Genomic DNA, 13,994 nt, shown 5'->3' with positions numbered 1-13,994 from the left:
GCGGTGCAGAGGCAGCGGCCGGGAGGGGGCCGGCGGAGTGCCGGCCCCCTCCCGGCCGTTTCGTGTGCCTGTCAGCGGGCGACCATGAACTCCAGCGAGGAGCTCTGCTCGCCGACCCGCCCGTAGGGGCCTTACTTCAGCCCGATGGACGTGCAGTCCGCCTTGTACTTGGCGGTGCAGATCTCGGACAGCTGGTAGATCCCGTCGGCGACGACGGTCTCCTCGATGTTGTCCTGGGTCAGGGCGACCACGGGGACCAGCAGCGCCCGGATGTCCTGGTCGGTCGGGCTGTCGACCTGGTCCTGGGTGAGGGAGTCGAACTGGATGTCGTGGCCCTGGACCTTGGCCACGGCCATCTCCGCGGCGCTCTCCGCCTCCTGCGGGTACGACTTGTACACGCTCATGTACTGCTCGCCGCTCACGATCCGCTGGACGCCGTCCAGTTCGGCGTCCTGCCCGGTAATCGGCGGCAGTTCGGTCACGCCCGCTGCCTTCAGGGCCTTGATGACGCCGCCGGCCATGCCGTCGTTGGCGGAGTAGACGCCCTTGATGTTGTTCACGCCGATGGACTTGATCGCCTGGGCCATGTTGGCCTGGGCGTTCTCCGGCTTCCAGTCCTTGGTGTCGTAGGACTTGGCGACGTCCACCGAGCCGTTGAGCTCGGAGAGGGCGCCCGCCTTGAACTGCTTGGCGTTCGGGTCGGTGGGCGAGCCGTTCATCATCACGATCTTGTCGGACGAGTCGACGTCCGGGCCCATGGCCTCCAGCAGGGTGCGGCCCTGCACCTCACCGACCAGTTCGTTGTCGAAGGAGACGTAGGCGTCGATCGGTCCCTCGGCCAGGCGGTCGTAGGCGATGACCGGGATCCCGGCGTCCTTGGCCTTCTGCACGCCGTCGGCGATGGCGTGCGCGTCGACGGCGTCCAGCAGGATCACGTCGACCTGGTCGTCGATCATCTTCTGCAGCTGGCTCGCCTGCTTCTTCGCGTCCGCGTCGGCGTTCAGGTAGACGACCTGGCCCTGCTTGTCCGTGAGCTCCTGGACCTTGCTCCTGATGATGGGGTAGTCGAACTTGTCGTAGCGCGTGTTCGCCGTCTCCGGCAGCAGCAGCCCCACGGTGATGTCGTTGCCCTTGGTCGGGCTCGCCTCACTGCTGTCCCCGGTGACGCCCAGTGCCCCGCACGCGGCCAGCGAAAGGGTCATCGTCGACGCGGCGGCCACGGCTGTGGCGGTACGGCGCAGGGGGCGCATGGGACGCATAGAGGAGCTCACTTCTGGTGCCTTCGGGACACGGACGCGCCATTGCGCCCAGATGTCTGAAAAGACAACGCGGCGACGACCCTCAGCGTCAAGCGGAACTACTTAACGAGTGCGCAACACCACGCTCCGCTGAGCATGTGAAGACATCACGGATCGCCTCCAAACGGCCATTACACCCCCTCCACCGAACCTTGGTCGAAGAGTCGACCAAGATCCGTACAACCAACGCCATTCCTCGCGAGTCGTGATCAGGACAGCTCCCTGACCGCTGTTCCGCACCCGACCAGAGGATCGAATGAACCCAGCCAGACGTACGACCGCCGCTGCTGCCACGACGGTCGTGCTCGCCACCGCGGGCACCCTGCTCGCGACGGTCCCCGCGTCCGCCGCCGTGACCTGCGCCTCACCCGTCTTCAAGCGGCAGTTCTTCGCGAATACGACCCTTTCCGGCACCGCGAAGAAAACGGACTGCGACAGCGCCATCGACCAGAGCTGGAGCGGGGCTCCCGTCACCGGTCTGCCGAAGGACAACTTCTCCGTCCGCTGGACCGTGACGCGGGACTTCGGCTCCGGCGGCCCCTTCTCCTTCGCGGCCTCGGCCCAGGACGGCATCCGCGTCTACCTCGACGGCATCCGCAAGATCGACCTGTGGAAGAACGTCTCCTCCACGGTGTCCAAGACGGTCAACGTCACGATCCCGTCCGGCCAGCACACCCTGCGCGTCGACTTCGCCAACTGGACCGGCACGGCCAACGTCAGGTTCGGCTACACGCCCCGCACCACGGCGTCCGTCGACACGGTCAAGCCCCTTGCCCCGACCGGCACTTCGGTGGCGTACGACCAGGCGACCGGCAAGGCCAAGCTGACCTGGGCGAAGAACAAGGAGATGGACCTCGCGGGATACCGCGTCTACCGCCGCCTCAAGGGCGCCGCCTTCCCCGGCACGCCCCTCGCGACGACCGCCTCCACCACCTATACCGACAGCACCCTGCCGGTGACCGGCGCGACGTACTACTACGAGATCCGCGCCCACGACAAGGCCGGCAACGAGTCGGCCGGTACGGCGGACCAGGCCGTCACCACCGTCGACCGGGTCGCGCCCGGCGTGCCCACCATCACGAGCGCGACGGGCGAGGTGACCCCGACCGGGGGTACCGGCGGGCTGCTGGTCGGCTGGGACAAGGTCGCGGACGCGGCGACGTACCGCGTCTTCCGGGCGGCGAGCGAGAACGGCACGTACACCGAGGTCGCGAGCACGGACCAGCTCTCCTACCTGGACACCTCGGCCGTCGAGAGCACCGTGTACTACTACCGGGTGTCGGCCGTCGACGCGGCGGGCAACGAGTCCGCCCGGACCGAGCCCCAGCGGGGCAGGATCTGGGACAACGATCCGCCGCCGCTCGTCACCGGCCTGAGCGTCACCCCGACCGAGTACGGCTTCCAGCTGGACTGGGACAAGAGCCCGGCCCAGGACTTGCGGCACTACACGATCCACTGGGGCGAGCTGTGGGGCGATGAGGGCGAACAGGTCTGCGCCGCAAGCCTGGTGGACTACGTCTCCCCCGACGAGACCTCCTACGCGTACACCACGCTCCCGGACGGCGACGAGGTCTGCTTCTTCGTCGACGCCGTGGACGACGAGGGGAACTCCGCCAACAAGTGGAGCGACGATCCGGTCGAGGCCGTGCGGGTCACCGAGCTCGACATGACGCCGAGCGTGGCGACGCCCGAGGGCTCACCGCTGCGCCTGACGGCCACGGGCGCGGAGGGCGACGAGGGCAACCAGCTTGAGTGGTCCGGGCTCGGCGCGGGCGAGGAGGAGTCCGCCGACCCCGCGGAGAGCTTCCGCGTCTACCGGTGGAACCCGGCCTCCTCGACGTACGAGAAGATCGCCGAACTCCCGGCCGCCGCGTTCACGTACTTCGACACCGGCGCGCGGCGTGGCACCACGTCCTACTACTGGGTGACCGGTGTGCAGGCCGACGGCACCGAGTCCGTGCCCGCGGGCGACTGGACGGTCACCGCACCCGCCGCCTGACCCGGCCGGCGGCCTGCGAGGATCATCCGCATGACCGTCACCGAAACCCCTGTCGAGGACAGCCTGTTCGGCCCGCTGACCGTCCGCCTGGACACCGAGCGCGGCGAAGTCGTCGTCGAGGGCGAGGCGATCCCGCTGATCGTGCTGAGCCGTGCCGCCGGTACCGAGACCGACGACCACATCCCCGTCGGTACCCGGGACGGCGGCCGGCTCACCCTCACCGTCGCCGGCGAGGAAGCCTCCGTGTACCCCGCCAAGGGCCGGCTGACCCGGCGTTCGTTCCGGGTCGACGTCCGGCATGCGGGCCACGTCTGGCGGCTGGTGCCCGACTCGTTGCCGGGGAGCCGATTCCTGCGGGACGGGCGCCGATTGGGGGACTTCTTCTCCGAGGGCGACGGGGAAGTGACCGCCGAATGGCGTCCGGAAACCGGGCCGGACATCGAGCCGGGCATCGAGCCGGACTCCACGGACGCCGCCCTGGGCTACGCCCTCGCCGCGGCGTTCGGCACGGGCGCACAGCCGATGTGGATGCTGGTCGGCGATGCGATCGGTGACCTGATTCCCTGACACCGGTACAGCCGACGACATGGGCCGTACAACCAATCGGCGTTCCGGCCGGTCTGTTCGGCGACGGTTGATCACCGCCGTCGCCGAACAGGACTGAAGGACCGCATGAACCCAGCCAGACGCACGACCGCGGCCACCGCGACCGCCCTCGTGCTCGCCACCGCGGGCGGCCTGCTCACGGCCCTCGCGACCCCCGCCTCAGCCGCCGTGACCTGTACCTCGCCGGTCTTCAAACGCCAGTTCTTCGCGAACACCACCTTCTCCGGTACGCCGAAGAAGACCGACTGCGACAGCGTCATCGACCAGAACTGGGGGACGGGCGCCCCGGCATCCGGTCTCCCCGGCAACTATTTCGGCGTCCGCTGGACCGTCGCCCGCGACTTCGGCTCCGGCGGCCCCTTCACCTTCACCGCCTCCGGTCTGGACGGCATCCGCGTCTACCTCGACGGCGTCCGCAAGATCGACCTGTGGAAGAACACCTCCACCACGGTCTCCAAGACGCTCAACCTCACCATCCCGCAGGGCAAGCACACCCTGCGCGTCGACTACGTCAACTGGACCGGCACGGCCAACGTCAAGTTCGCCTACACGCCGCGCACTTCGGCGACCTACGACAAGGTGGCGCCGCTGGCGCCGACCGGGGCCACCTGGAAGTACGTCTCAGGCACCACCGGCAACACGGCTGCCCTCAGCTGGGCGGCCAACAAGGAGATGGACCTCGCGGGTTACCGCGTCCACCGGGCGCCGGCGGGCACCGGCACCTGGACCCGCGTCGGTACGACCACCAGCCGCACCTTCTCCGACACGCCGCCGTCGACCGGGCAGTCGTACGTCTACCAGATCCGCGCCTACGACAAGGCGGGCAACGAGTCGGCGGGCACCGCCGCCCTGGGCCCGGTGCCCACGCCCGACTTCACCGCGCCGGCCGCGCCGGTGCTGACGGTCACGAGCACCGCGGACGCCAACAACCTGTCCTGGACGGCCCCCGCGGACGCCGTCGCCTTCTCCGTCTTCAGCAAGAAGAGCTCGGAGACCGCCTGGACCGAGCACCCCGAGACCACCGAGACGAACTGGTCCGACACCTCGGCGCTGTACGGCGTGTCGTACGACTACAAGGTCCTCGCCTACGACGCGGCCTGGAACCAGACCTACTCCACCGTCGTGAGCGGTGTCCCGACCATCGCCCCGCCGCAGAAGGTCACCGCCACCACCCCGTCGTACGGCGCGGTGATCAGCTGGAGCGAGCCCGCGGACAACGACACCGAGACCTACGCGGTCCTGCGCTCGCCCGCCCCGGCCGACGGCACCCGCACCTGGACGGGCGTCAACTGCCGCGACCGCGCCACGAGCACCGACGCCGCCGGCAACACGGTCCGCAGCTGCACCGACTACGACGGCGAGCAGGGCGCCACCTACGCCTACGTGGTGAAACGGAAGGACATCCACGGCCGCTGGTCCGTCGCCTCCCAGGAGATCCTCGTCACCCGCCCGGGCGACGAGATCGCCCCGCCGGCCGTGACCAACCTGACCGCGCAGGCCCTGGAGTACGGCGTCAAGCTCGACTGGGACCCGAGCCCGGTGGAGGACCTGGCCGAGTACCGGATCTACGAGCAGTCGCATCCGTCCCAGCACCCCGACTACATCGGCACGGTGGACGCCACCAAGTCGGAGACGCTGCTGCGCATGCCGGCGGACGGCGAGGAGAAGTACTACGTCGTCGTCGCCGTGGACCGCTACGGCAATGTCGCGGAGTTCATCGGCGACCCCGAGGGCGACGGGACCTACTGGAGCGACCCGGTCTCCACGGTCTCCGTCACCGAGCTCGACCTCCGCCCGACGACCGCCGCCCCCGCGGCCACGGCGTGCGATCTGGGCTCTTTCGTCGACCAGTCGGGCCACGTCCAGGTGGACCCGTACTGCTACGGCACGTCCTTCACCGAGGCCGACGGCTACCACGTCCACCGCTGGGACCGCGCGACGAACACCTGGGTCCGTCTGACTCAGACGCCCGCGACGACCCCGTACTGGACCGACACCACCGCGCCGGCCGGGACCACCGTCTACTACCTGGCCTCCTTCACCAAGGAGGACGGCACTCAGGCGTACACGGACGTGGCCACCGCCGTCACCCTGCCCAGCGGCAGCTGAGTCGAGGCAACCCGCAGGCCGCCGATGCCTGACGGCATGCCGAGGGGCCCGGAGGTTCACGCCGAACCTCCGGGCCCCTTCGCCTGAGTGCCTGCCTAGTCCTTGGACTTCTTCGGCCGCCACACCACCAGCGCGCTGGTCTGCTGGACCTCCTGGTACGGCACCAGATCCCGGCGGTACGACGCGTGCACCGCCGCCTCGCGCTGCTGCATCGCCGCCGCGGCCCCTTCGACGGCGGCCTGAAGCTCGGCCACTCGGGACTGCAGCGCGGCGACCTGGTTCTCCAGTTCGATGATGCGCTTGATGCCGGCCAGGTTGATGCCCTCGTCCTGCGACAACTGCTGGACCGTGCGCAGCAGTTCGATGTCGCGGGCCGAGTAGCGGCGGCCCCGGCCGGCCGTGCGGTCCGGAGACACCAGGCCCAGACGGTCGTACTGGCGCAGCGTCTGCGGGTGCAGGCCGGAGAGCTGGGCCGCCACCGAGATGACGTAGACCGGGGTCTCCTCGGTCAGTTCATACGGGTTGCGTCGACGACCGTCCATCTGACTCATGCTCCCTTCGCGGCCTGGAACAGCTCCGCCCGCGGGTCCTCGCCCGCGGTCGCCTCGCGATACGCCTCGAGTGCGTCACGAGCCTTCCCCGTCAGGTCCGTCGGAACACTCACCTCGACGGTGACCAGGAGGTCGCCGCGGGTGCCGTCCTTGCGGACCGCGCCCTTGCCCCGCGCCCGCATGGTGCGGCCGTTGGGCGTGCCGGGCGGCAGTTTCAGGGTGACCGGCGGTCCGCCCAGGGTGGGGACCCTGACCTCGCCGCCGAGGGCCGCCTCCGTGAAGGTCACGGGGACGGTCACCGTGAGGTTGTCCTCCTTGCGGCCGAACACCGGGTGCGCTTCGACGTGCACGGTCACGTACAGGTCGCCGGCCGGGCCGCCGCGCTCACCGGGTGCGCCCTTGCCGCGCAGGCGGATGCGCTGGCCGTCCGACACCCCGGCCGGGATGCGGACCTGCATGGTCCTGGACGACTTCGCGCGGCCGCTGCCCTTGCACTCCAGGCACGGGTGCTCGGCCATCAGACCGCGCCCCTTGCAGTCCGGGCAGGGGTCGGTGAGGGAGAAGCCGCCACCGGAACCCCGGGCCACCTGGCCGGTGCCGACGCAGGTCGGGCACACCCTCGGCGTGCCGTTCTTGTCGCCGGTGCCCGCGCACGCCTTGCACGGCGACTGCGAGGACATGCGCAGCGGGACCGTCGCGCCCTCGATCGCCTCGGTGAAGCTGAGGCTGACCTCGGTGTCGATGTCCTGGCCGCGCCGGGGCTGGGTCCGGGTCGTGCCCGTACCGCCGCGATTGAACAGGCCCCCGAAGACGTCACCGAGTCCGCCGCCGAAGCCGCCGGCTCCCCCTTGGCCGCCCTGGGCGCCGCCTCCGAAGAGGTCGCCCAGGTCGAAGTTGAAGGAGCCGCCCGCGCCGCCCGGCCCCGGACGGAAGCCGCCGTTGCCGAAGAGGGCGCGTGCCTCGTCGTACTCCTTGCGCTTCTTGGGGTCACCGAGGACGTCGTTCGCCTCGGAGATCTCCTTGAAGCGCTCCTCCGCCTTGGCGTTGCCCTTGTTGGCGTCCGGGTGGTACTCGCGAGCGAGTTTGCGATACGCCTTCTTGATCTCGGCCTCGGTGGCGTCCTTGGGGACGCCGAGGACCTTGTAGAAGTCCTTCTCGATGAAGTCCTTGGTGCTCATCCTCGACGCCCCTCCTCTCTCCTCGGTTCAACGTCAGCCCTCGTCCGGGCCACCGCTCTCCTTGTCGTCGGCCGCCTCGGTCGCCTCGTCGGCCTTGACCGTCTGCGCGCCCGGCTGGGGCTCGGCGACGGCCACCCGCGCGGGGCGGATGGTGCGCTCGCCGATGCGATACCCGGGCTGCAGGATCGCCACGCAGGTCGTCTCGGTGACGTCCGGCGCGTATGAGTGCATCAGGGCCTCGTGGATCGTCGGGTCGAAGGGCTCGCCCTCCTTGCCGAACTGCTGCAGACCCATCTTCGCCGCGACGGTCTCCAGCGACTCCCCGACGGACTTGAATCCGCCGACGAGTTCGCCGTGGTCCCGCGCGCGGCCGATGTCGTCGAGCACGGGCAGGAGCTCGGTCAGGAGGTTCGCGATGGCGATCTCCTTGACCGTGATCCGGTCGCGCTCGACGCGGCGGCGGTAGTTCTGGAACTCGGCCTGGAGCCGCTGGAGGTCCGCGGTGCGCTCTTCGAGCGCCTTGCGCACCTGGTCCAGCTGGGCCGTCAGACCGGTGATCTGCGCTGATGCGTCCCCGGCCGGGGCCGCCCCCTCCTGGGGAGCGGCCGCCGGCTCGGCGTCTTCAGAGGTGGCGCCGGAGGGGACGTCAGGCTTCTCGTCGAAGCCCGGGGTCTCCTCCGTCACGCGGCACCGTCCTTGCGCTCGTCGTCCACGATCTCGGCGTCCACGACGTCGTCGTCAGCGGCCTTGGCACCGGCACCACCCTGGGTGGCGCCCTCCGGACCGCCGGCGGCCTGCGCGCCCTGGGCGTCGGCGTACATGGCCTGGCCGACCTTCTGCGAGACCGCGGCGACCTTCTCGGTGGCCGTGCGGATCTCGGCGGTGTCCTCGCCCTTGAGCGCGGTCTTCAGCTCCTCGACGGCGGCCTCGACCTCGGTCTTGACCTCGCCGGGGACCTTGTCCTCGTTGTCCTTGAGGAACTTCTCCGTCTGGTAGACGAGCTGCTCGCCCTGGTTGCGGGTCTCGGCGGCCTCGCGGCGGCGGTGGTCCTCGTCCGCGTACTGCTCGGCCTCCTGGCGCATGCGGTCGACCTCGTCCTTCGGCAGCGAGGAGCCGCCGGTGACGGTCATCTTCTGCTCCTTGCCCGTGCCCAGGTCCTTGGCGGTCACGTGCATGATGCCGTTGGCGTCGATGTCGAAGGACACCTCGATCTGCGGGACGCCACGCGGCGCCGGCGGCAGACCGGTCAGCTCGAACATCCCGAGCTTCTTGTTGTACGCCGCGATCTCGCGCTCGCCCTGGTAGACCTGGATCTGCACGGACGGCTGGTTGTCCTCGGCCGTGGTGAAGATCTCGGACCGCTTGGTCGGGATCGTGGTGTTGCGCTCGATGAGCTTGGTCATGATGCCGCCCTTGGTCTCGATACCGAGGGACAGCGGGGTCACGTCGAGGAGCAGGACGTCCTTGACCTCACCCTTGAGGACACCGGCCTGGAGCGAGGCGCCGATGGCGACGACCTCGTCCGGGTTCACACCCTTGTTGGCGTCCTTGCCGCCGGTCAGCTCGCGCACGAGCTCGGCGACGGCGGGCATACGGGTGGAGCCACCGACGAGGACGACGTGGTCGATCTCGTTGATGGAGACGCCGGCGTCCTTCATGACGTTGAAGAACGGGGTCTTGCAGCGCTCCAGCAGGTCGGCCGTCAGCTGCTGGAACTGAGCCCGGGTGAGCTTCTCGTCCAGGTGCAGCGGGCCCTCGGCGGAGGCGGTGATGTACGGAAGGTTGATCGAGGTCTCGGTGGAGGAGGACAGCTCGATCTTGGCCTTCTCGGCGGCCTCGCGGAGGCGCTGGAGGGCCATCTTGTCCTTGGCGAGGTCCACGCCGTGACCGGACTTGAACTGCTGCACCAGGTAGTCGACGACGCGCTGGTCCCAGTCGTCACCACCGAGGTGGTTGTCACCGTTGGTGGCCTTCACCTCGACGACGCCGTCGCCGATCTCCAGCAGGGACACGTCGAAGGTGCCGCCACCAAGGTCGAAGACGAGGATCGTCTGGTCGTCCTTGTCGAGGCCGTACGCGAGCGCGGCCGCGGTGGGCTCGTTGACGATGCGCAGGACGTTCAGACCGGCGATCTCGCCGGCCTCCTTCGTCGCCTGACGCTCGGAGTCGTTGAAGTACGCCGGGACGGTGATGACCGCGTCGGTCACCTTCTCGCCCAGGTAGGACTCGGCGTCCCGCTTCAGCTTCTGGAGGATGAAGGCGGAGATCTGCTGCGGGTTGAAGGGCTTCCCGTCGAGCTCCATCTTCCAGTCGGTGCCCATGTGGCGCTTCACGGACCGGATGGTCCGGTCCACGTTGGTGACCGCCTGACGCTTGGCCACCTCGCCGACGAGCACCTCGCCGTTCTTGGCGAAGGCGACGACGGACGGCGTGGTCCTGGCGCCCTCTGCGTTGGTGATGACGGTGGGCTCGCCGCCTTCAAGAACGCTGACGACGGAGTTAGTCGTGCCCAGGTCGATGCCGACCGCACGTGCCATGGTGAATTCCTCCAGCTGACTTGAGTGGAACGGACTCAAGTGTGCATGACGGCCCCCGCCCGGTCAACAGAGCTGAGTCGACCCCACTCAACTCTTATCCGTTCCTTACACGCAACTGGGCTCTGACCTGCGTAGATGTGGCCTGTGTCGGCGGCCGAACAGAACCCCCTACGGGAAAAGAGGGTTGACGGCGAGGCGCGTACGGCTTGATGAGCAGGAGTCCGAATACGGCGATGAGGGCACCCGCCCCCACCCAGAACACCCCCGACTCGGCAATCCATCCCATGTGCACGAGGACGCCGACGAGCACCCCGGCGAAGGCCGCCAGACCCAGGAGGGCCGTCGCGGCCGGCGGGGTGAGGCCGACCCGGCGCAGGCGATGAGCGAGATGGTCGGGCCCGCCCCGCAGCAGCGGCCGCCCGGCCAGCCGACGGGACAGCGCCACCAGGAGGACGTCGGCGGTGGCCAGCGCGGTGACCGCGTAGAGCACGCCCGCGCTCGACACCGGATCGTGTCCGGTACGGGTCATCACGGCCGTCGACGCCAGCACGAACCCGACGAACAGGGACCCGCACGCCCCGAGCCCGATCCGCGCGGGGTGCCAGTTGTGCATGAGGAAACCGGTCAGGGCGGCGGCCAGCACGCTGAGCAGCACGGCCAGTTCGTCCATCACCTCGGCCGCCGCCAGCAGCCCGACACCGAAGGCGGTGACGACCCCGACGGTGCCGGCCAGCCCGTCCGCATGGTCGAGCGCCTTGAAGCCGACGGCGACGAGGACGATCCAGCCGACGGCCGGCAGGCCCAACAGGAAGCCCGTCTCGGCGTACGGCACCACGCAGGCCGCCGCCACGGCCGTACCGCCGACCAGGAACCGCGCCTTCACCCGCCGCACGTCGGCGACCAGCCCGAGCACGGCGACGGCGCCGGCGGCCATCAGCAGCCGCTCGATCTCGGGACCCAGCGGGGCGAAGCCCGTCCACTCCCCCGCGGCGACGACCAGGCAGGTCACGAGCACGACGCCGGCACCACCGAGCAACGGCAGCGGCCGCTGGCGCCGACGGTCGACGATGCCGAGGCGCAGGGCGGGCAGCCGGAGCAGCGCCGCGAGGAAGGCGGCGAGGAGAAGAGAGGTGGTGGCGGCTGCGATCCCGTAAAGCACCAGGCTAGGTTAGTGCCGTATATACCATTTCGGGACGAATAACACGATCGGTTCTTAAGGCAACCCTCAGCGACTCACATCACTCCGCACCTGGCTACAGTGCGACAGAGGATGCGGGTAGTCTCAGACGGACTGATTAAGTTACCGCTTAGTAATGTCCGCTCAGTAATGTCGAGGACCCCCTCGAACCACCCCTCGCAGGCCCGAGGAGCCCCGAAATGCAACTCGCCGCGATCATCGTGTCGCTGGTGCTGACCGTGGTCGGCGTTGCGCTGCTCGCACGCGCCATCGGCCAGTTCGTCCGGTACTTCAAGCTCGGCCAGCCCGTGCCCGCCGGCACCCGGACCGACAACCCCTACCAGCGCAGTGTGACCCTGGTGCGGGAGTTCCTCGGCCACACCCGGATGAACAGGTGGGGCATCGTCGGCTTCGCCCACTGGTTCGTGGCCGTCGGCTTCCTGACGCTGCCGCCGACGATCATCACCGCGTACGGCCAGCTCTTCGAGGCCGACTGGACGCTGCCGGTCATCGGCGGCTTCCTGCCGTACGAGCTGTACATCGAGTTCATCGCCGCGATGACGACCCTCGGCATCGTCACACTGATGGTGATCCGCCTGCTGAGCCTGCCGTCGCGGGCGGGCCGCAAGTCGCGGTTCGCGGGCTCGAAGATGGGCCAGGCGTACTTCGTCGAGTACGTCATCTTCACCATCGGCCTCGCCATCTACGCCCTGCGCGGGCTCGAGGGCGCGCTGCACCACGTGGACCACTTCGAGGCCGCGTACTTCGCCTCGTACCCGCTGGTCCTCGCCTTCAAGGGCCTGAGCGTCGCCACGCTCCAGAACCTCGTCTACCTGTTCGCGATGATCAAGCTGAGCACGACGATGATCTGGATGATCACGGTCTCGCTCAACACCAACATGGGTGTGGCCTGGCACCGCTTCCTGGCCTTCCCGAACATCTGGTTCAAGCGCAACGCGACGGGTGAGACGGCCCTCGGCGCCCTCCAGCCCATGACCTCCGGCGGCAAGCCGATCGACTTCACCGACCCCGGTGACGACGACGTCTTCGGTGTCTCCCAGGTCGAGCAGTTCTCCTGGAAGGGCCTGCTGGACTTCTCCACCTGCACCGAGTGCGGCCGCTGCCAGTCGCAGTGCCCCGCCTGGAACACCGGAAAGCCGCTCTCCCCCAAGCTCCTGATCATGTCGCTGCGCGACCACGCGCACGCCAAGGCGCCGTACCTGCTGGCCGGTGGCGGCAAGACGATGGAGGGCGAGGAGAAGGCGTCCGAGGAGCAGCTCAAGGACGTCCCCGCGGCCGCCCTCGCGGAGGCCGAGCGCCCGCTGATCGGCACCGTGGAAGAGAACGGCGTCATCGACCCGGACGTGCTGTGGTCCTGCACCACCTGCGGCGCCTGCGTCGAGCAGTGCCCCGTCGACATCGAGCACATCGACCACATCGTCGACATGCGCCGCTACCAGGTGATGATCGAGTCCGCGTTCCCGTCCGAGGCGGGCACGATGCTCAAGAACCTGGAGAAGAAGGGCAACCCCTGGGGCCTGGCCAAGAAGCAGCGCCTGGAGTGGCTCAAGGAACTCGACTTCGAGGTCCCGGTCGTCGGCAAGGACATCGAGGACCTCACCGAGGTCGAGTACCTGTACTGGGTCGGCTGCGCCGGCGCCCTGGAGGACCGGGCCAAGAAGACCACCAAGGCCTTCGCCGAGCTGCTGCACATCGCGGGCGTGAAGTTCGCGATCATGGGCGGCGACGAGAAGTGCACCGGTGACTCCGCCCGCCGCCTCGGCAACGAGCCCCTGTTCCAGGAGCTCGGCATGGAGAACGTCATGGCTCTGAACATGGCGTTCGGCGAGGAGATGGACGACGAGGGCAACGTCACGCCCGAGTCGAAGAAGCCGAAGTCGGCGAAGAAGATCGTCGCCACCTGCCCGCACTGCCTCAACACGATCGGCAACGAGTACCCGCAGATCGGCGGCGACTACGAGGTCATCCACCACACCCAGCTGCTCCAGCACCTGGTGGACGAGGGCAAGCTGGTCCCGGTGACCCCGGTCGAGGGCATCATCACCTACCACGACCCCTGCTACCTGGGCCGCCACAACAAGATCTACACGCCCCCGCGCGAGATCATCGCCAGCGTCCCGGGCATCCGCAACGAGGAGATGCACCGCCACAAGGAGCGCGGCTTCTGCTGTGGCGCCGGTGGTGCGCGGATGTGGATGGAGGAGCGGATCGGCAAGCGCATCAACAACGAGCGTGTTGATGAGGCTCTCTCGGTCAACCCGGACATCGTCTCGACGGCCTGCCCGTTCTGCCTCGTCATGCTGACCGACTCGGTCAACGGCAAGAAGAACGACGGCAAGGCCAAGGAGTCCATCCAGGTCGTCGACGTCGCCCAGCTGCTGCTGGACTCGGTCAAGACGCCGGTCGACCCCGAGGACGCGGCGGAGGCGGAGAGCGAGCCGGAGCCCGAGCCGGTGAAGTAGCCCTACGGCCGCCCCGGCGCCCCCTGTCCACATCGGGCAGGGGGCGCCGTCGCGTT

Annotated in this window: 10 protein-coding genes; 4 read left to right on the top strand and 6 right to left on the bottom strand. The window is 68.9% G+C overall.

The genetic code is table 11. From position 1 onward, the window contains the following. Window positions 1-131: 131 nt before the first annotated feature. Window positions 132-1,250 (bottom strand): sugar ABC transporter substrate-binding protein, encoded by a 1,119-nt coding sequence (locus tag PBV52_RS26240; protein ID WP_373922026.1) that lies wholly within the window; start codon window positions 1,248-1,250, stop codon window positions 132-134. Between the two features lie 304 nt (window positions 1,251-1,554). Between PBV52_RS26240 and PBV52_RS26235 the strand changes: the two genes are divergently transcribed. The 3 genes from PBV52_RS26235 to PBV52_RS26225 all read left to right on the top strand — a co-directional run bounded on the left by PBV52_RS26235 (window position 1,555) and on the right by PBV52_RS26225 (window position 6,012). Continuing rightward, window positions 1,555-3,297: a PA14 domain-containing protein gene (locus PBV52_RS26235; RefSeq protein ID WP_274241464.1), complete on the top strand. Its 1,743-nt coding sequence runs from the start codon at window positions 1,555-1,557 to the stop codon at window positions 3,295-3,297. Between the two features lie 30 nt (window positions 3,298-3,327). Further along, the gene (locus PBV52_RS26230; protein ID WP_274241463.1) at window positions 3,328-3,864 is read left to right on the top strand and encodes a hypothetical protein; all 537 of its coding nucleotides are present in this window, start codon (window positions 3,328-3,330) and stop codon (window positions 3,862-3,864) included. 105 nt (window positions 3,865-3,969) lie between these two features. Continuing rightward, entirely contained in the window at window positions 3,970-6,012 is a 2,043-nt protein-coding gene (locus PBV52_RS26225; RefSeq protein WP_274241462.1) for a PA14 domain-containing protein, read from the top strand. A 95-nt stretch (window positions 6,013-6,107) separates the two neighbouring features. Here the strand turns inward: PBV52_RS26225 and PBV52_RS26220 are convergent, their stop codons facing one another. From PBV52_RS26220 to PBV52_RS26200, 5 genes are all read right to left on the bottom strand, one after another. After that, window positions 6,108-6,554: a heat shock protein transcriptional repressor HspR gene (locus PBV52_RS26220; RefSeq protein WP_274241460.1), complete on the bottom strand. Its 447-nt coding sequence runs from the start codon at window positions 6,552-6,554 to the stop codon at window positions 6,108-6,110. A 5-nt stretch (window positions 6,555-6,559) separates the two neighbouring features. Next, window positions 6,560-7,741 (bottom strand): molecular chaperone DnaJ, encoded by a 1,182-nt coding sequence (gene dnaJ, locus PBV52_RS26215; RefSeq protein WP_274241459.1) that lies wholly within the window; start codon window positions 7,739-7,741, stop codon window positions 6,560-6,562. Window positions 7,742-7,774: 33 nt separating this feature from the next. After that, on the bottom strand, window positions 7,775-8,425 hold the full coding sequence (grpE, locus tag PBV52_RS26210; RefSeq protein WP_274241458.1) for a nucleotide exchange factor GrpE: 651 nt from the start codon (window positions 8,423-8,425) through the stop codon (window positions 7,775-7,777). Beyond that, entirely contained in the window at window positions 8,422-10,278 is a 1,857-nt protein-coding gene (gene dnaK / locus PBV52_RS26205; RefSeq protein WP_274241457.1) for a molecular chaperone DnaK, read from the bottom strand. The genes grpE and dnaK overlap by 4 nt, the downstream gene beginning before the upstream one ends. A gap of 94 nt (window positions 10,279-10,372) precedes the next feature. After that, window positions 10,373-11,437: an MraY family glycosyltransferase gene (locus tag PBV52_RS26200; protein ID WP_274241456.1), complete on the bottom strand. Its 1,065-nt coding sequence runs from the start codon at window positions 11,435-11,437 to the stop codon at window positions 10,373-10,375. Between the two features lie 218 nt (window positions 11,438-11,655). Between PBV52_RS26200 and PBV52_RS26195 the strand changes: the two genes are divergently transcribed. Further along, the gene (locus PBV52_RS26195) at window positions 11,656-13,938 is read left to right on the top strand and encodes a (Fe-S)-binding protein (RefSeq protein ID WP_274241455.1); all 2,283 of its coding nucleotides are present in this window, start codon (window positions 11,656-11,658) and stop codon (window positions 13,936-13,938) included. Window positions 13,939-13,994 lie beyond the last annotated feature (56 nt).

Source organism: Streptomyces sp. T12, assembly GCF_028736035.1.
Taxonomy (GTDB): domain Bacteria; phylum Actinomycetota; class Actinomycetes; order Streptomycetales; family Streptomycetaceae; genus Streptomyces.
Note: the sequence above shows the minus strand (reverse complement) of the source record. Positions and strands in the feature narration are given on the sequence as shown.

Bases quoted from the DNA above. Each gene is read 5' to 3' on its own strand.
- PBV52_RS26240 (WP_373922026.1), bottom strand. From the start codon at position 1,250: ATGCGCCCCCTGCGCCGTACCGCCACAGCCGTGGCCGCCGCGTCGACG.
- PBV52_RS26235 (WP_274241464.1), top strand. From the start codon at position 1,555: ATGAACCCAGCCAGACGTACGACCGCCGCTGCTGCCACGACGGTCGTG.
- PBV52_RS26230 (WP_274241463.1), top strand. From the start codon at position 3,328: ATGACCGTCACCGAAACCCCTGTCGAGGACAGCCTGTTCGGCCCGCTG.
- PBV52_RS26225 (WP_274241462.1), top strand. From the start codon at position 3,970: ATGAACCCAGCCAGACGCACGACCGCGGCCACCGCGACCGCCCTCGTG.
- PBV52_RS26220 (WP_274241460.1), bottom strand. From the start codon at position 6,554: ATGGACGGTCGTCGACGCAACCCGTATGAACTGACCGAGGAGACCCCG.
- dnaJ (WP_274241459.1), bottom strand. From the start codon at position 7,741: ATGAGCACCAAGGACTTCATCGAGAAGGACTTCTACAAGGTCCTCGGC.
- dnaK (WP_274241457.1), bottom strand. From the start codon at position 10,278: ATGGCACGTGCGGTCGGCATCGACCTGGGCACGACTAACTCCGTCGTC.
- PBV52_RS26195 (WP_274241455.1), top strand. From the start codon at position 11,656: ATGCAACTCGCCGCGATCATCGTGTCGCTGGTGCTGACCGTGGTCGGC.